23 protein-coding genes are annotated in these 23,022 nt (G+C 70.7%); 12 read left to right on the forward strand and 11 right to left on the reverse strand.

Going from position 1 to position 23,022, the window contains the following annotated elements; translation table 11 throughout:
• Positions 1–31: 31 nt before the first annotated feature.
• Entirely contained in the window at positions 32–505 is a 474-nt protein-coding gene (gene dut / locus CGZ93_RS08665; protein WP_229117309.1) for a dUTP diphosphatase, read from the reverse strand.
• Between the two features lie 19 nt (positions 506–524).
• Positions 525–998 (reverse strand): DUF3093 domain-containing protein, encoded by a 474-nt coding sequence (locus CGZ93_RS08670; RefSeq protein WP_094363733.1) that lies wholly within the window; start codon positions 996–998, stop codon positions 525–527.
• A gap of 84 nt (positions 999–1,082) precedes the next feature.
• On the opposite strand from CGZ93_RS08670, the gene CGZ93_RS08675 reads away from it, so the two are divergent.
• A complete protein-coding gene (locus tag CGZ93_RS08675; protein WP_094363734.1) occupies positions 1,083–1,367 on the forward strand; it encodes a DUF4235 domain-containing protein in 285 nt (94 codons plus the stop codon).
• Between the two features lie 104 nt (positions 1,368–1,471).
• On the opposite strand, the gene CGZ93_RS08680 is transcribed toward CGZ93_RS08675, so the two are convergent.
• On the reverse strand, positions 1,472–1,771 hold the full coding sequence (locus CGZ93_RS08680; protein ID WP_094363735.1) for a DUF4193 domain-containing protein: 300 nt from the start codon (positions 1,769–1,771) through the stop codon (positions 1,472–1,474).
• 212 nt (positions 1,772–1,983) lie between these two features.
• Here CGZ93_RS08680 and CGZ93_RS08685 point away from each other — a divergent pair, with 212 nt between their 5' ends.
• Entirely contained in the window at positions 1,984–3,066 is a 1,083-nt protein-coding gene (locus CGZ93_RS08685) for a glycerate kinase (RefSeq protein ID WP_229117310.1), read from the forward strand.
• 3 nt (positions 3,067–3,069) lie between these two features.
• On the opposite strand, the gene hemH is transcribed toward CGZ93_RS08685, so the two are convergent.
• Positions 3,070–4,254 (reverse strand): ferrochelatase, encoded by a 1,185-nt coding sequence (gene hemH / locus CGZ93_RS08690; RefSeq protein ID WP_176451695.1) that lies wholly within the window; start codon positions 4,252–4,254, stop codon positions 3,070–3,072.
• 89 nt (positions 4,255–4,343) lie between these two features.
• Between hemH and sepH the strand changes: the two genes are divergently transcribed.
• Positions 4,344–5,918 carry a septation protein SepH gene (gene sepH, locus CGZ93_RS08695; protein ID WP_267489725.1) on the forward strand — a complete coding sequence of 525 codons (1,575 nt, stop codon included), beginning with the start codon at positions 4,344–4,346 and terminating at the stop codon, positions 5,916–5,918.
• A gap of 48 nt (positions 5,919–5,966) precedes the next feature.
• Here sepH and CGZ93_RS08700 read toward each other — a convergent pair whose 3' ends face one another.
• The 5 genes from CGZ93_RS08700 to CGZ93_RS08720 all read right to left on the reverse strand — a co-directional run bounded on the left by CGZ93_RS08700 (position 5,967) and on the right by CGZ93_RS08720 (position 12,037).
• The gene (locus tag CGZ93_RS08700; RefSeq protein WP_094363737.1) at positions 5,967–6,797 is read right to left on the reverse strand and encodes a sulfurtransferase; all 831 of its coding nucleotides are present in this window, start codon (positions 6,795–6,797) and stop codon (positions 5,967–5,969) included.
• Between the two features lie 23 nt (positions 6,798–6,820).
• Positions 6,821–7,498 (reverse strand): thymidine kinase, encoded by a 678-nt coding sequence (locus tag CGZ93_RS08705; RefSeq protein WP_094363738.1) that lies wholly within the window; start codon positions 7,496–7,498, stop codon positions 6,821–6,823.
• Between the two features lie 31 nt (positions 7,499–7,529).
• A complete protein-coding gene (locus CGZ93_RS08710) occupies positions 7,530–8,648 on the reverse strand; it encodes an alkaline phosphatase family protein (RefSeq protein ID WP_229117311.1) in 1,119 nt (372 codons plus the stop codon).
• A 2-nt stretch (positions 8,649–8,650) separates the two neighbouring features.
• A complete protein-coding gene (locus CGZ93_RS08715; protein WP_212753199.1) occupies positions 8,651–9,262 on the reverse strand; it encodes a DUF5998 family protein in 612 nt (203 codons plus the stop codon).
• Between the two features lie 120 nt (positions 9,263–9,382).
• Positions 9,383–12,037: a GNAT family N-acetyltransferase gene (locus tag CGZ93_RS08720; protein ID WP_229117312.1), complete on the reverse strand. Its 2,655-nt coding sequence runs from the start codon at positions 12,035–12,037 to the stop codon at positions 9,383–9,385.
• A 68-nt stretch (positions 12,038–12,105) separates the two neighbouring features.
• Between CGZ93_RS08720 and CGZ93_RS08725 the strand changes: the two genes are divergently transcribed.
• A complete protein-coding gene (locus CGZ93_RS08725) occupies positions 12,106–13,170 on the forward strand; it encodes an App1 family protein (protein WP_094363739.1) in 1,065 nt (354 codons plus the stop codon).
• A 34-nt stretch (positions 13,171–13,204) separates the two neighbouring features.
• Here the strand turns inward: CGZ93_RS08725 and CGZ93_RS08730 are convergent, their stop codons facing one another.
• Positions 13,205–14,119, reverse strand: coding sequence for a LysR family transcriptional regulator (locus CGZ93_RS08730; protein WP_094363740.1), 915 nt, complete (start codon positions 14,117–14,119; stop codon positions 13,205–13,207).
• 70 nt (positions 14,120–14,189) lie between these two features.
• Between CGZ93_RS08730 and CGZ93_RS08735 the strand changes: the two genes are divergently transcribed.
• A complete protein-coding gene (locus CGZ93_RS08735) occupies positions 14,190–15,218 on the forward strand; it encodes a YeiH family protein (RefSeq protein WP_094363960.1) in 1,029 nt (342 codons plus the stop codon).
• Here CGZ93_RS08735 and CGZ93_RS08740 read toward each other — a convergent pair.
• The gene (locus tag CGZ93_RS08740; protein ID WP_141211148.1) at positions 15,205–15,813 is read right to left on the reverse strand and encodes a TetR/AcrR family transcriptional regulator; all 609 of its coding nucleotides are present in this window, start codon (positions 15,811–15,813) and stop codon (positions 15,205–15,207) included. The two genes, CGZ93_RS08735 and CGZ93_RS08740, sit on opposite strands and share 14 nt — an antisense overlap.
• Positions 15,814–15,827: 14 nt before the next feature.
• Between CGZ93_RS08740 and CGZ93_RS08745 the strand changes: the two genes are divergently transcribed.
• From CGZ93_RS08745 to CGZ93_RS08775, 7 genes are all read left to right on the forward strand, one after another.
• Entirely contained in the window at positions 15,828–16,952 is a 1,125-nt protein-coding gene (locus tag CGZ93_RS08745) for an FAD-dependent monooxygenase (RefSeq protein ID WP_094363742.1), read from the forward strand.
• Between the two features lie 20 nt (positions 16,953–16,972).
• Complete coding sequence (locus tag CGZ93_RS08750; protein WP_094363743.1) at positions 16,973–17,368, forward strand: PNPOx family protein; 396 nt, start codon at positions 16,973–16,975, stop codon at positions 17,366–17,368.
• Between the two features lie 514 nt (positions 17,369–17,882).
• Positions 17,883–20,315 (forward strand): DNA gyrase/topoisomerase IV subunit A, encoded by a 2,433-nt coding sequence (locus CGZ93_RS08755; RefSeq protein WP_094363744.1) that lies wholly within the window; start codon positions 17,883–17,885, stop codon positions 20,313–20,315.
• A gap of 42 nt (positions 20,316–20,357) precedes the next feature.
• A complete protein-coding gene (locus tag CGZ93_RS08760) occupies positions 20,358–20,858 on the forward strand; it encodes a beta-class carbonic anhydrase (RefSeq protein ID WP_094363745.1) in 501 nt (166 codons plus the stop codon).
• 61 nt (positions 20,859–20,919) lie between these two features.
• Entirely contained in the window at positions 20,920–21,573 is a 654-nt protein-coding gene (locus CGZ93_RS08765) for a class II aldolase/adducin family protein (protein WP_094363746.1), read from the forward strand.
• Positions 21,570–22,448, forward strand: a complete 879-nt coding sequence (locus CGZ93_RS08770; RefSeq protein ID WP_094363747.1) for a VOC family protein — start codon at positions 21,570–21,572, stop codon at positions 22,446–22,448. The genes CGZ93_RS08765 and CGZ93_RS08770 overlap by 4 nt, the downstream gene beginning before the upstream one ends.
• Positions 22,445–23,017, forward strand: coding sequence for a PadR family transcriptional regulator (locus CGZ93_RS08775; RefSeq protein ID WP_094363748.1), 573 nt, complete (start codon positions 22,445–22,447; stop codon positions 23,015–23,017). The genes CGZ93_RS08770 and CGZ93_RS08775 overlap by 4 nt, the downstream gene beginning before the upstream one ends.
• Positions 23,018–23,022: the final 5 nt, after the last annotated feature.

Genomic DNA, 23,022 nt, shown 5'->3' on the forward strand with positions numbered 1-23,022 from the left:
TGCGGGCGGTCGCTTCCGAAACGAGCGCCGATCAGCGACCGGTGGAGCCGTGACCACCATCTCCGCGGATGCTCTCGGTGAGGGTGTCGACCACCTCGAACCGGGCCCGCGACACCGGCTGCACCACCAGTTGCGCGATCCGGTCGCCGCGGCGCAGTTCGACGGCGTGGCTGCGGTCGGTGTTCACCAGGCAGACCTTGATCTCGCCGCGATAGCCGGCGTCGACCGTGCCCGGCGCGTTGACGATGCTCAGCCCGTGTCGGGCGGCCAGGCCCGAGCGCGGATGCACGAAGCCGGCGTACCCCTCGGGCAGCGCCAGGGCCACCCCGGTGCCGACCAGCCGACGCTCCCCCGGCTCGAGCCGGACGTCCACGGCGCTGACCAGGTCGGCGCCGGCGTCGTCGGGGTGGGCGTAGCGCGGCAGCGGCAGGCCGGGGTCGAGCCGCAGCAGCGGCACCGCCACCTCGGCGGTGGCGGTCACCGGGGGGTTCGTGGGTTCGGGCACGGGCCCAAACTAGACCAGCTCACTCGGCGGTCGTCGAGGCGTACCGGCTCGCCGCGGCCGCGACGGCGTCGGGGTCGCGGCAGCTCACCAACCAGTAGGGGTGCGGGTCGGCCGGATCGGCGACGCCCACCTCCACCGCCCGCTTCAGATAGGGCCGCAGCACCAGGTGGGCCCGGGCGTCGGCCCCTGGGCCCTGCCGGCGGCGGGTCTCCTCGGCCGACAGCGGGCGTACGCCGTCGACCCACTCCCACTCGATCCGGGAGCGGCCCACCGCGAACCCGTCGGCGTCCACCCGCACCCGGACCGATCCATAGTCGAGCAGCACCCAGGCGACCAGCCCACCCAGGGCGGCCGTGCCGAGCAGCCCCTGCCACCAGCCCAGATAGAAACCCACCGCGAGCCACAGCGAGAGCAGGAAGCCACCGGCGATCAGCCACCAGGCCAGCGGCACCCGCAGCACCTCGACGTGGGTGCTGTTCTGCGGCTCGGACATGGGCCCCAACCTAGCCGAGTCGGCGACCCCTACTATGGGAACGACCCGGGGCGCTGGCCCCACACACGAGTCAAGGAGGCCCGGATGCAGTCCTCGCTGTGGAAGGTTTACAGCCTGATCATCGGCACCGTGTCGACCATCGCCGCCAAGCAGCTGGTCGCCAAGAGTTGGGAGTTGATCACCGGTGACGAACCCCCGGAGCCGGGCGATCCCGACACCCCGCTGCGAGACGCGGTCATCTGGTCGATCGCCAGCGCCGTCGGTGTCAGCGTCGTGCAGCTGATGACCGACCGCTCCACCCTGCGCCGGATGCGCAAGGCCCTCGACGACGACGCGCTGCCCAGCAAGAAGATCAAAGTCAAGATCTGAGCGCCGCAAATCGAACCCAGACAGAAAAGTGCTTGACCCAGACAGAAGACAGGGGCCCCGATCGGGGCCCCTGTCCTGTTGTTCGGGTCGGTCTGCGGGTCGGCTCAGCCGGCGCAGTCCAGGCAGTAGCTCTGCCCGTCCCTCTCCTCGGCGATCTGGCTGCGGTGTCGCACCAGGAAGCAGCCGGCACAGGTGAACTCGTCCTGCTGCCGCGGCAGCACCCGTACGGTCAACTCCTCGTGCGACAGGTCGGCACCCGGCAGCTCGAAGGCCTCGGCGGCCTCGACCTCATCCTCGTCCACCTTGCCGGAGTTCTTGTCGTTGCGACGGGTCTTGAGCTCCTCGATCGAGTCTTCGCTCATCTCCTCGTCGGTCTTGCGCGGCGCATCGTAATCGGTCGCCATCTTTCCCTTCTCCACTAGGTCGGCCTCGGCACACTCGGCCGCTCAAACGATGCAGGGACTCTTGATATTCCCGGTCGAGGACCGGTTCTTTCTTGTTTTCCCAGGGGTGGTCGCTTGTGGCCTGCGCGTATGAATACCACACCCCGGGACAGATCGTGAGTCGCGGATCGGATTCGTGGAACAGTATCGGCACCGCGAGGAAGGACCTGCCCGTGTCAACCACCGTTGTGATCGCTCCGGATTCGTTGAAGGGCAGCCTTGACGCGCTGCCCGCCGCCCAGGCGATCGCCTCGGGTTGGCGTCGGGTACGCCCGGACGACCGCCTGCTGCTGCTCCCCCAGGCGGACGGTGGGGAGGGCACGATGGACGCCTTGGCCGCCGGCGACCCCGACGCCGACTTCCGGCACGTGGGCGAGGTGACCGGGCCGGACGGGCGGCGTACGCCCGGGCGCTGGCTGCGACTCGGTGAAGGCACCGCGGTGCTCGAACTCGCGCAGATGTCCGGGCTCCCGCTGATGGACCGCAAGCGCCCGCTGACCGCGAACTGCATCGGGTTGGGTGAGGTGATCGCAGCGGCTCTGGACGCCGGCGCCGAGCGGGTGGTGGTGGGGTTGGGCGGCTCAGCGTCCACCGACGGCGGGGCGGGGCTGCTGGTCGGGCTGGGAGCCCGTCTGCTCGACGCCCACGGGAACGAACTGCCACCCGGCGGTGCCGCCCTGCGCGAGCTCGCCCGGCTGGACACCTCCCGGATGCGGGTGCCGAGCGAGTCGGTCACCCTGACCGACGTGGAGTCACCGCTGCTGGGTGATTTCGGCGCACCGGCCACCTTCGGTCCGCAGAAGGGTGCCACCGAGGCCGACGTCGCCATCCTCGAGGCAGGTCTGGCGCGGCTGGCCGAGGTGGTCGGGGTGGACCCGAGCGCACCCGGGATGGGCGCCGCCGGCGGCGCCGGCTATGCCCTGGCCGCGGTGCTGGGCGCGCGGATCGAGCCCGGCGCCCCGCACATCGCCGAGGCCAGCGGCCTGGTGGCTTCCGTCGCCGAGGCGGACGTGCTGATCACGGGCGAGGGCAAGTTCGACCACACCTCGCTGCGCGGCAAGGTGGTGGGCCACGCACTCGGCATGGCCGGGGCGCCGGCCCGCTTCGTGGTGGCCGGGGCGGTCGCCACCGACGTGCCGGGGGTCACCGCGCTGGCGCTCACCGAGTTGGCCGGCTCGGCGAAGGCCTCCTTCGCCGACCCCGCCCGCTGGCTGACCGAAGCGGGCGCGCGCGCCGCTGAGGCGTACCAGGGGTGAAGCTCAGGGCGCCTCGGCGCTCCACACCTGACCCGAGCGGGGCGACGCCTCACCCGAGGGGGTCTCAACGGGGACCGTCTGGCCGAGCGCCGGCTTCTCCGGGTCGGTCAGGTTGGGGCAGCAGTTCGCCGAGCACTCGTAGCGTCCAGGGCTGCCGTGGTCGATCACCTCGGGCAGCACCGTCTCCCCCCGAGCGACCTTGGCCCGTTCCACGATCAGGTCGACCAGACCGGCGACGAACGCCGGATGGGTACGCGCGGTGCTGGCCCGGCGGACGGTGATCCCGAGCCGGGAGGCGGTCGCCACGGCGGTGGTGTCCAGGTCGTGCAGCACCTCCATGTGGTCGCTGACGAAGCCGATCGGGACGAGCACCACGCGGCGTACGCCCTGCCCGGCCAGCCGTTCCAGCAGGTCGTTGACGTCCGGTTCCAGCCACGGGTCCTGCGGGCGGCCGCTGCGTGAGCAGTACGCCAGCTCCCAGTTCGGCGCTGCCGCCAGGCCGCCGCGCTCGCTGGCCAGCCGGCCGGCGACGTGTTCGGCGACGGTGCGGTGCCACGGCACGTAGGAGCCGTCCTCCGAGCGCGGCTCGGGGCCCGAGGTCTGCGACATCGTCACCGGGATGGAATGGGTGACGAACACCAGGCAGGGGGTGTCATCGGAGCCCGGGGTCGCCTGCTCGAGCTCTGCGAGGGCCTCGTGGGCCGCGTCGACGTTGGCCTCGACGAATCCCGGATGGTGGGCATATTGACGGATGCGGTCGATCTCTGGGGAGCCACCGGCCTGCTGCTGCCCGGCGTACAGGTCCTCGCGGTAGGCCCGGCAGGAGGAATAGGACGGGTAGGCGCTGGTGGTCACCGCGACGACCCGTTCGACACCGCGCTGGGTCAGCTCGGTGATGGTGTCGCCGAGGAACGGATCGCTGTGCCGCGCCCCCCAGACGACCGGGAGGTCGGCCCCGCGGCGGAGGAGTTCCTCGCGCACCGCCTCAACCAGGGCGCGGGTCTCGTCGTTGATCGGGCTCACCCCGCCGCGATCAAGGTAGTGCTGGGCCACCTCGTCGAGTCGGCTTGGCGGAATCGGCCTGCCGCCGGTTACCCGGTGCAGGAAGGGACGCACCTGCTCAGGTGCCTCGGGACCGCCGAAGGAGGCGATCAGGACCGCTTGATACGGAGTCAGGTCCAGGGTCATGGGGAAAGTCTTCCACGCTGGCTCCGGGTCATGTCAGCGGGCGACACGGACCGTCGAAGGGGTGAGTCGCGCGTGGCCAACGGCTAGGTTTGATCTACCTGTACCGTCTGGGGGAAGCGTGGCCCGGCCCCACCCGGTCGGGCACGCCAAGGCGCCGTCCGCAGCGGACGGCCGTTTCGACCACTGGAGAGCGAGACATGGACAGCGCACTGAGACCCCGGGAGATCCAGGCCAGGATCCGAGCCGGGCAATCTCTGGAGGAGGTGGCTCGCGTCGCCGGCGTACCGGCGGAGCGGATCGAGCCCTTCGCCGCGCCCGTGATCGCCGAACGGGAACACATCGCCGGGCTCGCGCTGGCCGCCACGGTACGCCGCCGCGGTGAGACCTCGGCCCATCGGAACCTGCGTCCCGTGGTCGCCCAGCGGCTGACCGCCTCGGGGGTCGATCCCGACGAGGTCGAGTGGGACGCCTGGCGCGAGGAGGATCGGCGCTGGAGCCTGCGTGCCCGCTATCGGGTCAACGGCCAGGACCGCGAGGGGTTGTTCCGGTTCGACCAGGCCGGGCGGTTCTCGATCGCCCTCAATGACGACGCACGCTGGCTGATCGCCGACCCGAACCGGGAGCGGGACGACAGCGACGAGCTGGCGCTGGTCCGGGCGCTGCGTTCGCCCGATGAGGACGAGTCGGCTGTCGAGGACCAGACCGCTTCGGGCACCGCTGCCGAATCTGCTGACGACGAGGCGCCGACCGGGGCCGCGGCCGAGGACGAAGACACCGCCGAGGACGAGCCGGCTGAGGAGGATGAGCCGGCGGATCCCGACGATTACCCGACCAGCGCCGCCACCCCGCAGGAGATCGCCGACGAGGTCGAGGCGGAGATCAACAGCTATGGCGTCGTGCCGCAGGGCCGCTCCGAGCTGGATGTGCTCTATGACATGCTCGGCGGGATCGCCGAGGACTCGATCAACATCTATGCCGGGCTGTCCGATCCGGTGCTGGACGAGGGCGCTCCGGCGGGTCCCGAGGCCCAGCCGGCCAAGGCCGAGATCGAGCTGGACGCCCCCGACACCGAGGACGTCGCAGTGCCCGCGGCCAAGGACTCCGAGGGTGAGGACCCTGCGTCTCCAACCCCGGGCCCCGATGTCGCCGAGGCCGACGCGACCGACACCGAGCACGCCGAGCTGATCGCCGTGGAGGTCATCGAGGTGACCGAGGTCGAAGTGACCGAGGTCGAGGTGCAGGCGGATCCGGAACCCGATCCGGCCACCGAGCCTGACTCGGCCACCGAGCCCGAGGCCGGTCCCGGTGACGACCCGGACGCGGAACCGACGAATGTGCGGCTTCCCCGCCCGGCCGCCGCCGCCAACCCTGACCGTTCACCCGGCCTGCCCGAGGCCGCCGCTCCGCCGTCCAGCGAACCCACGCCGCGATCCAGCGAACCCACGCCGCGATCCAGCGAACCCAAGGACACCGATTCCCAGCGAGCCCGCGAACCGGAGCAGCCCTCACTGGTGGACCTGGCCGAGGACACGATCTCGGTGGCCAAGGGCGAGTCGGGCTCCGATCAGGAAAAGCCCGCCGCCAAGCGGAAGCCGCGCAAGAAGCGCGCATCGGTTCCCTCCTGGGACGAGATCATGTTCGGCGGCCCACCGCCCAAGGGTTGAATCGCGTCCCGTTGGTCTCTTGTGCGACTCGATGACGCCAACCAGGCGCTAGCCGCGTTCGACCGGGCGATCGGCGGAGATCCAGTCGCTCCAGGAGCCCGGATAGAGCCGCACCCCGTCGGCGACCCCGGCCGCGGTCATCGCCAACAGTGACTGGGCGGCGGTGATCCCAGATCCGCAATAGACGATGTCCCCGGGCCGCACGTCGGCGAACAGTTCGCGCAGCTGTCCAGCGTCCCGGAAGCGCCCGTCGGGTTCCTGCGCATCCGCTGCGGGCAGGTTCCGGGCACCGGGGATGTGGCCGGCCACCGGGTCGATCGGCTCGGACTCACCGCGATAGCGCTCCCCGGCCCGGACGTCCCAGACCGTGCCCTCGGCACCTGCCACCTGATCGGCGTCGACCACGGCCAGCTGCCCCGACTCGAGCGAGACGTCACCTTCGGGCACCGGTGTGGGGGCCCCGGTGGCCACGGCTCCACCGTTTCGTTGCCAGGCGGCGAATCCGCCATCGAGCACCCGCACCCCGGAGACTCCCGCGTCGGTCAGCAGCCACCACAGCCGCGCCGCGGCGAGCGAGTTGTCGGCGTCCATCACCACGATCGCCGAGTCCCGGCGTACGCCGAGCCGCCGCAGGGTCTGCTGCAGGGCGCCGGGATCGGGCAGCGGGTGCCGACCGCCCGTGCTGCCGGGACGTTTCGGCCCGGACAGTTCGGTATTCACGTCGATCCACTGGGCGCCGGGCAGGTGGCCCTCCCGGAAGGCGGGCAGCCCGTTCCCGGCTGCGGCGGGCCCGGGATAGCGGGCGTCCAGCAGCACCGGCGGTTCATCACCGGCCAGCAGCTCAGCGAGTTCCTCGGGGGTGATCAGCGGACCAGACATGGTTTCCTCCTGGGATACGCGACTCAAGCGTGGTCGGGTTCGCCGAACGGCAGGGGTTCGGGGCTCAGCGTCGCCTGGGCGACGGCGCGGTTCATCCGGCGGCGGTGGTGCCGCCGGCAGAGCACCTCATAGCCCACCTCCGGGCTCGGTTCTCCGGCGGCCGCGGTTTCTGAGGTGGTGTCACCGACCACCACCTGGCTGCCCTCGGTGACCATCCGGCCACCCCCGGTCCGCGCGTTGTGGGTGGCCCGCTTTCCGCACCAGCACAGCGGTTGCACCTGCATCGTCTCGATCCGGTCGGCGAGTTCGACCAGGCGCTTCGACCCGGGGAACAGTTCGGTCCGGAAGTCGCTCAGGATGCCGAAGGCGTACACGTCGATGCTCAGCTCGTCGACGATCCGCGCCAGCTGGTCGATCTGGACCGGGCTGTAGAACTGTGCCTCGTCGCAGACCAGGTAGTCGATCCGCGCGCCACCGGTGAGCGCGTGCACCACGTGGGTCCAAAGGTCCACCTCGTCGCCGACCTCGACCGCGCTCTCCACCAGACCGAGTCGCGACGAGATCCGCGCCGCACCGGAGCGGTCCTGGCTGGTGCACAGCAGGCCCGCGCGCCCGCCGACCCGCTGGGTGTGGTCGAGCTGCAGGGCGAGGGTCGACTTGCCGCAGTCCATCGGTCCGGTGAAGAAGATCAGGTCGGCCACGGGCGGTCAGTCTAGTGCCGCGGGAGGGTGCTCAGTCGATCAGCAGCGGAACGGTCATCTCGACCGGCGTCAGGCTGCCGTGCATGCCGACCAGCTCGAGCTCGCGGGGCAGGTTCCGGCTCATCACCGCCCAGTCGGTACGCATCGCCACCAGCACGTCGCCGAAGCGGCGGCGTACCCGATCCGACACCGGACCGAACCAGCCCTCGTCGATCGCTTCGTCACGGGTACGCACCCAGGCGTGATCCCCCAGCCGGTCGGCCCAGCGGCGCGCCAGCGCCGTCGGTTCGTCGGTGTAGAGCTGGCGCAGGCGCCCCTCCCCGGCGAACCCGGTGGTCCCGGCCAGCAACGACGGTTCTTCTTCCACGACGAGGAAATTCCGTCCCGGCACGTCGATCATGCCGTGGTCGCCGGTGATCACCAGCCGTACCTCGGCCGGCAGCTCGGCGCGCAGTCGGGCACACAGCGCGTCGATCCGGGTCAGGTGCTGGAGCCATTGCGGGTGGGCGACGCCGAGGGTGTGGCCGGTGTGGTCGAGTTCGCGCTCGTAGGAATAGACCAGGGAACGCTCACCACGCATCGCGGCGGCCACGGTCTCGTTGATCCGCTGTTCCTCGTCGGCCTCGTCGACACCGTGGAACTCAGGCCCGCGCAGCGCCGCCGAGGTGAGCCCGGAGCCCTCGAACCGCGCCGGGGAGACGCTGGTGGTGGCGATCCCGGCGGCGCGGCTGCGTTCGAACACCGTGGGCTGGTTCTGGAAGTCCAGCGGCTTGACCGCAGAGTTCCAGATCAACGCGTTCAGGATCTCGTTGGTCTCCGGCACCCGGCACAGGTAACCGGCCATCCCGTGCCCGCCCGGGGCCAACCCGGTCCCCAGGCTGGTCAGCGAGGTGACGGTGGTGGAGGGTACGCCGCAGGTGAGCGTACGCCCGCGCAGCCCGGCCAGGTAGGGCGCCGAATCCTCCGCCTCGGCCAACAACAGGTCACCGAGGCCGTCCACCAGCAGCAGCACCCACCGCTGCCCCTCCGGCAGCCCCACCCGGTCGACCGAGTGCGCCAGACCCAGCCGGGCCCCCACCGCGGGCAGCAGGTCCGCCAAGGAGCCTCCGCCATAGGCGGGCCGCAGCATCGGCTGCGGCGGTACGCCCACCCTCAGCCGCCGATCCTGGTGGACACCGAGCCGCGGCCGGTCGCCTGCTGCAGGGTGATGGCGAAGGAGACCAGGGCGCCGACCCGCTCGATACCGTCGGCGGCCACACTCATCCGCACCACCAGGTCATCGGGCACCATCGTGCCGGTATAACCGTGGTCGGCCTCGCAGTTGGGGTCGGGGCAACCGGCCGGCTCCAGATCCATCCGATGCATCGCCCCCCAGGCGACCGACAGCCACGCCTCGTAGGCCGGGTCGCCGTGGCGGTAGCGCTCGGGCTGGTTGACCACGCGGGTCAGCGCGACCGTGTGCACCGAGTGCAGTGCGATCGACTCGGTCGAGGTGGCCGCGGACGCCGAGCCGCCGGCCTCCCCCGGCTGCTCGTCGGTGTGGCCGACGACCAGGCGGGTCGGGGTGAGCACCAGCACCGTGAGGTGGCGGCGAATCTCGTCGTGGTTGAAGGTCGGCTCGTGGTGCACGACGAAGTCGATCACCTCTTCGGGGCCGACCGCGAGCAGCACCGTGTCCTCCACCAGTTCGGGGAAATACCCGCAGGAGGCGAGGTCGGCGCTGAGAGCACTGCGCCGGTCGGAGCTGGCGTGCATGAAGTCCATTGGGCCATTCTCACACGTTCGGCGGAGCTGGTGCTGGGGGTGGCTTCGACAGGCTCGGCCAGCGTCATCGACAGGCTCAGCCACCGTCGTCGACAGGCTCAGCCACCGTCGTCGACAGGCTCAGCCGAGGCTGCGGCTCAGCTCGTCGCGCTCGTCGGCGGTGGGCGCGAGCAGGATCCGGGCGCCGACCACGGCCACGCCGGACTGGGCGGCGATGCACGGCTGCAGCCGCAGCGAGGCGAGCTGGGGCAGGTCGTCGGCCAACCGGGACACGCGCTGGATCAACTGCTCGACGGCCGCGACGTCCACCGGAGGCGTACCGGCGCCGCCGAACAACGCCGGCGCCGCCCGCAGGTCGCGCACCATGGCCGCGGCGTCGGTGGTGGTGAGCGGGGGCACCCGGTGCGCGACGTCGCCGAGCACCCCGGAGGCGAGTCCGGCCACCCCGAGCGACACGATCGGACCGAAGGCGGCGTACTCGTCCGAGCCGAGTTCCAGAGGTACGCCGGGCGGCACCATCTGCTGCACCACCGGGGCGGCCACCGCCTGCGGCTCGACCCCGTCACGACCGAGCCCGAGATCGGTCACCAACTGGCCGAGATCCCGCCACGCCTCGGTCATCTCCTCGGCGCTGTCCAGGTGCCGGAACACGCTGCTGCCCAGATCCGGGCCGCCGCGTACGCCCTCGGCGGTCGCCTTCAGCACCACGTTCCAGCCGAGCCGCTCGGCCACCTCGATCGCCTCCGGCAGGCTCTGCACCGCCACCCTCGGCACCAGTTCGATGCCGTAGGCGCCGAGCAGCCGGGCGCATTCCTGGTCGGTCAGTTCGCGGCCGTCGGGGCTGTCGGTGAGCACCTCCGCGACCAGCATCCGGGCGTCGCGGCGATCGGCCTGGCGCTCGGTGAGCTCGCCGTGGTCGCCCTGGCGCCAGCGGGCGTACGCGGTCACCGCGGACAACGCCTCCAGTGCGTCGGCATAGCTGGAGAAGGTGGGCAGTCGGCCCATCCCGTCGGGCACGTCGGCGGCCGTCTCGAGGTCGACGAAGTCGGCGAACACCCCGACCAACGGCTTGGTGCTGGTCGCGGCGACCTCCAGCAGGGCCGCGTGGGTGCCGGCGGAGGCCACGTTGAACGGGTCCACCAGCGCCACCACCACGCTGTCCACGGCCGGGTCCCGCAACGCCGCGCGGGCCACCTCGGCGTACGCCCCCGGCCGGGTGTCGCCGGCCACCAGCAACGGGGTGCAGGCCAGGCCGGTCCGCTCCCCCATCCGCTGGATGTGCCCGCCCATCGCGCGGGAGTTCGTCACCACCTTGACCCGTTCGCCTTCGGGCAGCGGCTGGCGACTGAGGATCTGCGCGACGTCGAACATCGCGTCGCGCCGGGTGCAGACGATCACCCCCGACTGTCGGAACACCGAGTCGATCGCGGCCTCGGGGGCATTGTGCAGCGACGAGTCGGCGCCCTGGTGGCGGGCGCGTTCGGAGCGGCCGGGTGAGAACAGCACCACCGGCTTGGTCATCGCCAGCTTCCGGACGATCCGGGTGAACTTGCGCGGGTTGCCGATCCGGTCGAGGGAGAGCACGCACACCCTGGTGGCCTCGTCATCGATCCAGAAGTGCATCACGTCGTTGCTGGTGACGTCGGCGTACATCCCCGAGGAGATGAAGTTGAGCAGCCCCACGTGCTGCTCGATCGCCCGTGCCAGCAGCATCACCCCGATCGCCGAGGACTGACAGAACATGCTCACCACTCCGGGGCGCGGCATCGGCGCCGGGCTGGCGTTGAGGCTGAAGTCGGGGTGGGTGTTGATCACCCCGAGCGCGTCGGGGCCGAGGGCGCGCAGTCCGTGGGCGCGGGCCAGGGTGACCAACGACTCGTTCTGGGTGCCGCCGAATTCGCCGACGTGGATCAGGTAGAGACCGAACGCCTTGCCCGCGGCGGCCACGATCGCGGTGCCGACCTCGGCCGGCGGCATCAGCGTGGCGACGATGTCCAGGTCGGCGGGCAGATCGCCCCAGTCGGCGACGTTGGGTACGCCGGCGACCTCCTGGTGGTCGGTGGCCAGGGCGTACACCGCCCCGGTGAAACCGCCGCTGAGCAGGGAGGTCACCCCGCGCTGCACCTTGTCCGCCTTGCCGACCACGGCGATCGAGCGAGGCTGGAGCAGCCGGCGCACCGAAGTCGCCTCGGCGCGGTGCTCGCGGCGCAGCATCACCTCCCGCGACTGCTCGGTCGGCGAGATCGGAAACTCGACGACGATCATCCCGTCCTCGAATTCGCGGTGCACGGTATAGCCGGCGTCGGCGAACACCTGGACCATCCGCCGGTTCTGCGGCAGCACCTCGGCGACGAAGCGGACGATGTCGCGCTCGCGGGCGGCCTCGGCCAGATGCTCCAGCAGCAGCTGCCCGACTCCCTTGCCCTGTTGGGAATCCTCGACCAGGAAGGCGACCTCGGCGTCGGTACCGTTGTCGAGGCGGTCATAGCGGCCGACGGCGACCATCCGGTCACCGACGGTGAGGATCAGCGCGACCCGGTCGCGATAGTCGACGTGGGTGAACCGGACGACGTCCTTCTCCGAGAGCACCGGATAGGGGGCGAAGAAGCGCAGATACTTCGACTCGGGCGACACCCGGGCATAGAACTCAACCAGCAACTGCTCGTCGCTGGGCCGGATCGGGCGCAGGTGGGCCGTGCTCCCGTCGGCGAGCAGGACGTCAGCCTCCCACTCGATCGGGTAGGCCACCTGGTCATCGCTGTCCGGTGCGGTCACAGGGTCAGCCTACTGGTCGGCTCGACCCGATTCCCCGGGAGTCGCACCCTGCCCGATAGGGTCGGCCCATGGCTCGCCCATTCTTCGCCGCCCGCATCGAGGACCGGCTGAACACCGAACTCGGCTCCTTCGTCCGCTCGCGCGGTTGGACCGAACGCGTCATCCCCTACACCGGCTATGGCTCCTCGAAGTTCATCCGGGTGCTGGCCCGGGTGGTGCACAACCCGCCGCAGACCGGCCCGCGCGTCTATCACCCGGACACGTTGCTGCAGCGGCGCGGCTGGCGGAACTTCGTCACCGCCCCCGTGGTCAACGCGACCGTCGAGTGCACCATCGACGGGCAGACCTTCGAGGTGGTCACCGACCGCAACGGCTATGTGGACACCCGATTGCCGGTCCGCGGCCTCAAGCCGGGCTGGCACGAGGTGACGTTGACCTGCGGCAGCTCCGAGCCGAGCGAGGCGCCGATCATGATCGTCGACCCCGAGCAGACCTTCGGCCTCGTCAGCGACATCGACGACACCGTGATCTCCACCTCCCTGCCGCGGCCCCTGCTGGCCGCCTGGAACACGTTCGTGGTGCAGGAATCCGCCCGCCAGGCGGTCGCCGGGATGAGCGAGCTCTATCGCGGCCTGCTCGCCGATCACCCGGAGGCGCCGATCATCTACGTCTCCACCGGCGCCTGGAACACCGCGCCGACGCTGATCCGTTTCCTGCAGCACCATCGCTTCCCGATCGGCCCGCTGCTGCTGACCGACTGGGGTCCCACGAACACCGGCTGGTTCCGATCCGGGCAGGAGCACAAGAGGATGTGCCTGCGGGATCTGGCGATCGACTTCCCCAAGATCAGCTGGATCCTGATCGGCGACGACGGGCAGCACGATCCGTCGATCTACGGCGAGTTCGCCGAGGCCCATCCGGATCGGGTGAACGTGGTCGGCATCCGCCAGCTCACCCCCGGCGAGCAGGTCCTGGCGCACGGCACCCTGGCGCCGATCTCCTCCGACGAGCTGGATTCCAGCACGGTCGTGCCGGAGGTGCGGGCCGGCGACGGCTATGGCCTGCAACCGCTGCTGCAGAAGGCGATCAACGGCGACTACGACGAGGAGCAGCCGGTCCGAGCCACCGGCTGATCGAGGGGAGGCCCCGGCTGGCGGGTCGGCAGGTCTAACCGGTACGCCGCGGCGGTGGCGTACCGGTTGCCGCGGCGATCCGGACGAGGTCGTACGCCACCCCCTGCAGCCGGGCGACCCAGACCGCGTGCAATCGGCGGGTCAGGTTGAGCCCGCGGACCGGGACGCTGACCACCTGTCCGGCGGCGAGTGCGGCCGCGGCGGCGAGTTCGCTGATCACCGCCGGCGCCAGATCGGCCGCCACCGCCCCGAGGAGGGCGGCGTTGCTGGTCAGTTCGATGGCGGGGCGGGCCAGGTCGTGGCCGGCGAGCTGGCGCTCCAGCACCTCACGGGTGCCCGAGCCCGGCTCGCGGACCGCCAACGGCGTGCGGGCCAGGTCGGTCGGATCGAGCGGCCTGGCGCGGCGCGCCCACGGGTGTTCGGGGGCGACCAGTACGACCAGCCGGTCGGCGGCCACGATGCTCGACTGGAGTCGCGGGTCCACCCGGCCGGACTCGATGAACCCCAGGCGCACCTGACCGCGCAGCACCCGAGCCGTCACCTGGTCGGAGTTGCACACCTGCAACCCCACCTCGATGGCCGGGTGCTCGGCGTACAACTCGGCGAGCCAGGCGCCGGCCAGGCATTCCGAGATGGTCTGGCTGGCCGCCACGAGCAGACTCTCGGCGGTGACGAGCCCCTCGAGGCTGCGGGTGAACTCGGATGCGCGGGCAAGCAGCTGTCTGCCCTCGGTGGCCAGCTGCAGCCCGGCAGGCGTGGGGCGGGCGCCTCGGGGATGCCGTTCCAGCAGGGGTACGCCGGCCCAGGCCTCGAGCCTGCGCAGGCTTCGGCTGGCGTTGGGCTGGGCCATCCCGACGGCCCTCGCCCCGGCGCCCAGGCTGCCGTGGTCGGCCACCGCGACGAGCAGCTCGACGGTGCTCAGATCGGGCCACTCGCTGCGTCGGGACATATCAGGATGATATGGGGTGTTGGCGATCTCGGGACTACCGGCGACGGCTGCGAGCGGGTTCGCTGGGGTCATGCCCGCAGCCACCGCCCCGACCCGCCCGGGTGTCTGCGTCGCGGGGCGACTGCTGCCCGGCCTGCTGGCCTGCGGTCTGGCCACCGCGATCGCGCTGGCGGTGCACCGGGCGGTGCCGGTGGCCAGCCCACTGCTGGTGGCGATCCTGCTGGGGGCGGTGCTGACCAACGTGATCACGGTGCCGGCGAGCTGGCAGCCCGGCGTCGCGGTGGCCGCCAAGAGGCTGCTGCGGGTCGGCATCGTGCTGCTCGGACTGCAACTGTCCCTGGGCCAGGTGGCCGGGCTCGGACCGGCCATGCTGCTGGTCGTGGTGTCGATCGTCGGCCTGGGCATCGTGGGCACCATCGGGCTGGGTCGGCTGCTGCGGATGCCGCTGCCGCAGACGCTGCTGATCGCCTGCGGGTTCTCCATCTGCGGCGCCGCCGCCGTCGCCGCGGTGGACGGTGTGATGGAGAGCGAGGAGGAAGACGTGGCCACCGCGATCGCGCTGGTGGTGCTGTTCGGTTCGCTGATGATCGTGCTGGTGCCGTTGGCGGCCACCGCGCTGAGCCTGGGCGGGACGAGCGCGGCGCTGTGGGCGGGCGGTTCGATCCACGAGGTGGCGCAGGTGGTGGCCGCCGGCGGCGCGCTCGGTCCGGGTGCGGTGGATCAGGCGGTGCTGGTCAAGCTGGCGCGGGTGCTGATGCTGGCGCCGGTGATGGCGTCGGTGGGGTTACTCGTCCGCCGCCATCCCGGGTTGCGGCACGCCGGCGCCGGGAAGCGACCACCGGTGGTACCGGTGTTCGTGCTCGGCTTCCTCGCCATGATGCTGCTCGCCTCGACCGGGTGGGTTCCGGGGCCGGTGCTCGCCGCGGCGAGCTGGGCGCAGACCGCGCTGCTGGCGGCGGCGATGTTCGCGCTGGGACTGGGCGTACGCCTGAAGGCGCTGGTCAACGTGGGGCCGCGGCCGCTGCTGCTCGGCGTACTGTCCACGCTGCTGGTCGCCGGGATCGCCCTGGCCGGCGTACTGCTGGTCACCGGCGCCTGACGCCCCCGTCGAGCACGGCCGTCGCCGGCACGGTCATCGCCCGCACCAACTCCTCCACGTCCAGACCGGCGAGGGTCGGCACCTCGAGCACATAGCGGGTGAGCAGGGTCCCGCCGGCCAGCGCGATCAGGCCCGCCGCCCGCTCTCGGGCATGCTGGCCGGCCCCGTGACCTCGCAGGTATTCAACGAGCGGCGCCACGAGTTCCTGTTCCAGATAGGCGGCCAGGGCGCGGGCGACCTCCGGTTCGCTGGTCGCCTGCCCGAGCATGGTGACCATCGCGGCGCGGACCTCCGGCCGTTCCCACGCCTCGACCACGGCCGCCACCAGGACCGGGCCGACCCGCTCGGGGCGCTGGTCCAGCACCCCGCGCAGCAACGCCGAGGGCGCCATCGGCAGCGCCATCGCCGCCGCGAACAGCCCCGACTTCGAGCCGAAGTGATAGCTCACCGCAGCCACGTCGACCGAGCACTCGGCCGCCACCGCCCGCAGCGTGGTGCCGCGGTAACCACGGGCCACGAAGAGCCGGCGCGCGGCGGCTCTGATCGCCTCCGCACTGCTGCCTCCGCCCGCCGGTCGACCCCGTCGTTTATTCATCACTGTTGAATACTATGACCCGAGGCCTCGACGCTGGGGGCATGAACAGCACAGATCTCCTCGTCGTCGGCGGTGGCCCGGCGGGCCTGGCCACCGCCGCGGCCGCCGCCCGACTGGGCCGCCGGGTCCGTGTCCTGGAGCGCCGGACGGAGCAGCGCCGGCACTCCCGCGCCCTGGTGGTGCACGCCCACACCCTGGAGGAGCTGGAGGCGATCGACGTCGCCCAGCCGCTGATCGACGCGGGGCTCCCCTCCCGACGGCTGACCATCAGCCGGGGTGGCCGGACGCTGCTCGCCGCGGACTTCCAGCGGGTGAACAGCCGCTTCCCGTATGCGCTGGTGGTTTCCCAGGAGGTGACCGAGCGACTGCTGCAGCAACGCTGCGTGGAGCTGGGGGTCGAGCTGCTGCCCGGCACCGAGGTGGTCGACTGCTTCGACGGCGGCGTACGCCTGGCCGACGGGCAGGAACTGTCGGCACCGCAGATCGTCGGGGCGGACGGGCTCGGCAGCGTGATTCGCGCGCGGACCGGGATCGGGTTTCCGGGCAGCAGCGACACCCGCCACTTCACCCTGGCGGATGTACGCCTCAGCGGCGACGCCCCGGCCGGGCTCAACCTCCACCTGGAACCCGACGGAATCCTGGTGCTCGGATCGCTGCCCGACCAGCTGACCCGGATCATCGCCGACGCGCCGACCGAAAACGAACCCAGCAGAGAAATACTGCAGCGCATGCTCGCCACCAGAGGCCCGGCCGGGTTGGCCATCGATGAGGTGGAGTGGTCGTCCCGGTTCAGCGTGCAGCACCGGCTCGCGGACAGCTTCGGGCGCGGCCGGATCAACCTGGTCGGGGATGCGGCGCACGTGCACTCACCGGTGGGTGGTCAGGGGATGAACCTCGGCATCGTCGACGGCATCGAGCTGGCCCAGGCACTGGTGGACGGCCCCGAGGCGGTCGAGCTGTGGCGGGTACGCCGGCGAGCCGCCGCCCGCCAGATCGTGCGCACCACCGAGACCCTGTTCGGCCTGGCCACCAGCCGGCAACCGGTCGTCCGCCGGATCGTTCCGCGCCTGCTCGGCCTGGCCGGACATACCCCGTCGATCCCCCATCGCCTCGCCACCCTCGCCAGCGGCCTGCGCTGACCTCACCAGATCGGAGCGCCATGACATCCGCCTACCCCATCCGCACCCGCGCCCTGGCGCTGGTCGGCCGCCGACTCAACCCGACGGCGCTGCGGCTGGCCCACGCCGGCCGCGGGCCGTTCTCGGTGATCCGGCACGTCGGTCGGCGTTCTGGACGAACCTTCGAGACCCCGGTCATCCTCGCTCCGGTCCCCGAGGGGTTCATCGCCGAGCTCACCTGGGGTGATCGCGTCGACTGGCTGCGCAACATCGTCGCCGCCGGCGGCTGCGACGTGCGCGTGGGCGGGCGCTGGCACCGGGTGGTGTCCATCGAGCCGTACGCCACCGAGGCCGGCCTGCGCGCCTTCGGCCCGCCCGCCTCGATCATCCTGCGGCTGCTGCGCAAGAAGGAGTTCCGGCTGCTCCGGACATCCTGATCTGGAATTCCAGATCATTGGCGGTTGATGACAATATTCAGATCAGGCTGTCGGGTGCCCCATGGACCGCAACAATTCCCTGACCGCGTGGGCACCCGCGCCATTGGGGTTCCTTTGCAGCACCTCGCCGAGCTCGAACAGCCTCTCGCGGAGGTCCTTATCGCGATCATCAGCTCCGTGCTGAAGCAGGGGTCGTTATTGGTGGTCACCCGGCTCGGCGTACGGCCTGCGGCCCCGCCTCGTTCTCAAGGAACGGCCGCCACTGCCCCACCACATTGAGCTCGCTGTCACAGGGGATCACAAAGGCGTCCGCCGAGAGCCGTGTGAGGCCCCCCTGCACGATGAACAGATGACCAGGTCTTGGCATGGCGATCACCTCAGAGTGGTGCGGGCTTGGCTAACAGGACCCGTTTCCGACACGCCACGGGCAGGACCTGACCGCACCTCTCGGGTGCGAGACAATGGCGGGCGCCCGGTCAGGGCGCCGAGGCAGGACGAGGGAGAGAAGCGGCAGATGGCACCGAGGAAGAGCGAGGTCGTCGACGACGACTTCGTGGAGAAGATCATCGACATCGATGTCTCCTCCGAGATGCCGACCTCCTTCCTCGAGTATGCCTATTCGGTCATCTATGCCCGCGCCCTGCCGGATGCCCGTGACGGGCTCAAGCCGGTGCAGCGGCGGATCCTGTTCTCGATGGACGAGATGAACCTGCGACCGAACCGCTCGCACGTGAAGTGTGCGCGCGTGGTCGGCCAGGTGATGGGCCAGTATCACCCGCACGGCGACGGCGCCATCTATGACGCCCTGGTCCGTCAGGCGCAGCACTGGACGATGCGGCTGCCGCTGGTCGACGGGCACGGCAACTTCGGCTCCCCCGACGCTGGCCCGGCCGCGATGCGCTACACCGAGTGCCGGATGGCCGAGGCCGCCGAGGCGATGACCGCCGAGCTCGACCAGGACACCGTCGACTTCAAACCCAACTATGACGGCAAGGAATCCGAACCGGTGGTGCTGCCGGCCGCCTTCCCCAACCTGCTCGTCAACGGCACCACCGGTATCGCCGTCGGGATGGCCACCAACATTCCCCCGCACAACCTGGTTGAGGTGATCCAGGCGCTGCGCCACCTGCTCAAGCACCCGAACGCCCAGCTGGACACGCTGATGCGGTTCATCCCCGGGCCCGACCTGCCGACCGGTGGCAAGATCGTCGGCCTGGACGGGATCGCCGACGCGTACGCCACTGGCAAGGGGTCGTTCAAGATCCGCGCCACCACCCGGATCGAGCAGGTCAGCCCCCGCCGCAAGGGAATCGTCGTCACGGAGTTGCCCTACAACGTCGGCCCGGAGAAAGTGATCGAGAAGATCAAGGCCCTCGTCCAGGGCAAGAAGCTGCAGGGCATCGCCGACGTCAAGGACCTCTCCGACCTCGAGTCCGGCACCCGCCTGGTGATCGAGGTGAAGAACGGGATCAACCCCGAAGCCCTGCTGCAGCAGCTTTTCAGGCTGACCCAGCTCGAGGAATCGTTCAACATCAACTCGGTCGCCCTGGTCGAGGGGCAGCCGCGTACGCTCACCCTGCACGACATGCTCACGGTCTATCTGGAGCACCGGCTGCAGGTCGTGCTGCGGCGTACCACCTACAACCGCGATCGTGCACTGGACCGGCTGCACCTGGTCGAGGGCCTGCTGATCGCGATTCTGGACATCGATGACGTGATCGCGATCATCCGGGGCTCCGACGACGCGGCGGCGGCCCGCGCCCGACTCATCGAGGTGTTCGACCTCACCGAGACCCAGGCCAACTACATCCTGGACATGCAGCTGCGCCGGCTGACCAAGTTTTCCCGGATCGAGCTGGAATCCGAGCGCGACGAGTTGAAGCAGCGGATCGCCGAGCTGACCGAGATCATCGACAACGACGACAAGCTGCGCCAGGTGGTCAACGATGAGCTGGCCGAGATCGCCAAGCGGTTCGGTACGCCGCGGCGTACCGTGCTGCTCGCCTCCTCCGGTGAGGTGACCACCAGCTCGGCCCCGCTCGAGGTGGCCGACGATCCGTGCTGGCTGCTGCTGTCCGCGACCGGACTGGTCGCCCGGGTGGACGGCTCGGATCCGTTGCCGGACAGGGAATCCCGCGCCCGGCACGACGTCATCGTCTCCCGGATCCGGGCCACCGCCCGCGCCGATTTCGGCGTGGTCACGACCGCCGGTCGACTGCTCCGCCTGAATGCGGTCGACCTGCCGACCGTCCCGCGGACAGCCAACGCGCCCAACCTGCAGGGCGGCACTCGAGTGAAGGAACTGCTGTCGCTGAACAAGAACGAGCGGGTGCTCTGTCTGACCACCCTCGACCCGGACTCCCCCGGCCTGGCCATCGGCACGGCCCAGGGCGTGGTGAAGCGGGTCCGCCCGGAGATCCTCGGCCGCGACGAGTGGGAGGTGATCACCCTCGCTCCGAAGGATCGGGTGGTGGGCGCCACCCAGCTCGACGAGGAGGACGGCCAGCTGGTGTTCGTCACCTCCGATGCGCAGTTGCTGCACTTCCCGGCCAGCGGGGTACGCCCCCAGGGCAGAGCCGGCGGGGGCATCGCCGGCATCCGGCTCGGCAAGGACGCCGAGGTGGTGTTCTTCGGTGTCGCCACGCCGGCCGACTCGGTGCTGGTCACCATCTCCGGCTCCGGGGATTCCCTGCCCGGAACTGATTCTGGCAGCGTCAAGGTCACCCCGCTGAGCGAATATCCTGGCAAGGGCCGCGCCACCGGTGGCATGCGCTGCCACCGGTTCCTGAAGGGTGAGGACCGGCTGCAGCTGGCCTGGGCAGGCGCCGCCCCGCCGGTCGCCTGCGCCGGCTCGGGCACCGCGGTCGACCTGCCGCCGGTGGATCCCCGCCGCGACGGCTCCGGTACGCCGGCGGCCCAGCCGATCGCCGCGATCGCGTCCGCGTGAGTCCGAACCACCCGACTCATCCCAGGGACTAGGCTGCCTCTCATGAGCCAAGGATTCGACGATCTGCTGCAAGCAAACGAACGCTACGCAACCGATTTCAACGACAGCGGGTTCGACGGCATCGCCCGCGCCGGCGTCGCCATCATCACCTGCATGGACTCGCGGATCACCCCACTGGCCATGGTCGGCCTGAAGCTCGGTGACGCCAAGATCATGCGCACCCCCGGCGGTCGGATCACCTCCGACGCCCTGGTCGGCTGCATCCTCAGCGTGCACCTGCTGAACGTCGACCGGATCATGATCGTGCCGCACACCCGCTGTGCGATGGGCTCCGGCGACGACGCGACGATCGCCGCTCAGGTGCTCGAACGCACCGGCGCCGACATCCGCGGCATGGTGCTCGGCTCCACCCCGGACCAGAAGGCGGGTCTCAGCTATGACGTACGCCGCCTGCGCAACCATCCGCTGCTCAAGGACACCCCGGTCGAGATCGGCGGCTTCCTCTACGACGTGGACACCGGTCGCCTGAACCAGGTGCTCTGATCTTCAGGAGCTGAAACTGTCGGGATTGACATGTTTATGTGAGCATGATTCAGTTCCGGTCATGCATGCTGCCGAGAAACTCTGTCGCGCCGCCCGGGTGGTGGCCCGCCATGGGCTCGCCACCGCCTTCGGGCACGTCTCGGTACGCTCCGGCCACCAGCTGCTGATCACACCTCCGACCCCGCTGGGCCGAGCCGAGCCGGCCGGCTGCCAGCTGATCGACCTGGCCGCCGACGCGTTGCCGGCTGGTACGCCGAAGGAGGCCTGGCTGCACCTGGCGATCTATCGCGCCCGACCGGATGTCGGCGCGATCTGCCGGGCCCAGCCCGAGGTGACCACCGCCCTCACCTCCGCCGCGCTGGACATCCTGCCGCTGCACGGTCAGGGCAGCTTCTGCGGCTCGCCGGTCCCGGTGTTCGAGGAGGCCGAGCTGGTCCGCGACCGGGAACGAGGCGTACGCCTGGCGGAGGCTCTGGGCGACGGGAAAGCGCTGGTGCTCAAGGGAAACGGGGCGCTCACCGTGGCCGGCGACCCGGGCCGGGCAGCCGCGCGGATGTGGGTGCTGGAGGCGTCCGCCCGGATCAACGCCACCGCCGCCGCAGCCGGCACCCCCACCGCACTCAGCCACGCCGAGCAGGCCGCCTGGCAGGCCACCGAGGACGAGCTGCTGGGGCGGATCTGGGCCCACCTGGACGACACCGAGGAGAACCGATGATCACCCTGCAGGATCTTGCCTACGTCCGGATCGGCACCCGCGACCTGGCCACCCAGGTGGCGTTCGCCACCGAGATCGTCGGGCTGGAGCTGGTCGAGCACACCGACTCGATCGCCTCCTTCCGCGCCGACGACCGGCGCCACTGCGTGCAGTTCGTCGAGGGCGAACCGCGGACGCTGTCCAGCGCCTTCACCGTGGCCGACCGACCCGCTCTCGAGGCCGCCGCGGAGCAGCTGCAGGCGGCCGGGATCGACGTCACAGCAGGAGACGAGGCCGGCTGTGCGGAGCGGCGGGTGGAGGCATACTTCTCCTTCGTCGACCCGGCCGGAAACGTGGTGGACCTGGTCACCGGCCAGACCCACACCGAATCGCGGCCGGTGCACTTCACCCGTCCGGCAGGGATCACCGAATTCGGTCACATCGGGCTCGAGGCGCCCGATGTCCGGCAGGCGCAGCAGTTCTGGTGCGAGCACTTCAACATCAAGGTGTCGGACTGGATCGGCGAGAACGCCTGCCTGATGCGGTTCGACCCGGTGCACCACAAGCTGGCCGTGTTCGCCGACCGCACGGGTCTGGGCCACGTCAACTTCCAGGTGGCCAGCATCGACGACCTGATGCGCAACTGGCGTTTCCTCGAGCACCACGGTGTCGAGATCCTGATGGGCCCCGGCCGGCACCCGCAGTCGACCGCCATCTTCCTCTACTTCAAGGGGCCCGAGGGGGTGACCTGGGAGTATTCCTTCGGGGTCAGGGAGATTCCCGAGGACCAGCCGTGGGTGCCGCGGCACTTCGACACCGCCGAACCCGACTTCATCGACCTGTGGCGCGGGCTGATCGCCGGCGCGGGAACCCCCTGGTCCGAACGGAACCGATGAGCCTGCGCCACGCCGTGCTCGGAGTCCTCGCCGCGCGGGAGATGACCGGCTATGAACTGAGCCGGTTCTTCGACTCCTCGGCGGGCTGGCTGTGGTCGGCCGGGCACTCGCAGATCTATCCCCTGTTGGGAAAGCTGGTCGACGAGGGACTGGTCACCGGCAGCGAGGGGGTCCGTGGCGAGCACCTGCGCCGGGTCAGCTATCGGATCACCGAGGCCGGCGAGAACGAACTGCAGCGCTGGGTGGGCACCGTGCACCAGGCCGCACCGGAGAAGGACCCGTTCTGGTTGCAGGCCGTGTTCCTGGACCAACTGGAACCGCCACTGGCCCGGGCGGTGCTGACGGCGTACGCCGAGACCCAGCGCGAGGCTGCCGAGCGGGCCGGTGCTCACGCCGTCGAGCTGCGCGCCGGGCGTACGCCGCTGGTGCGGGAACGGCTGTCGCGCCGGTCCGAGGACGAGCACCACCGGATCACCGGGCTCAAGGCCGGGGTTTTCGCTGCCCAGGCGGCGATTGCGACGACTCGCGCCGAGCAGGCCGAGGCCCTGGTCGAGCTGCTCGGCGACTGACCGGT

The organism is Enemella dayhoffiae, from assembly GCF_002250625.1.
GTDB lineage: Bacteria > Actinomycetota > Actinomycetes > Propionibacteriales > Propionibacteriaceae > Enemella > Enemella dayhoffiae.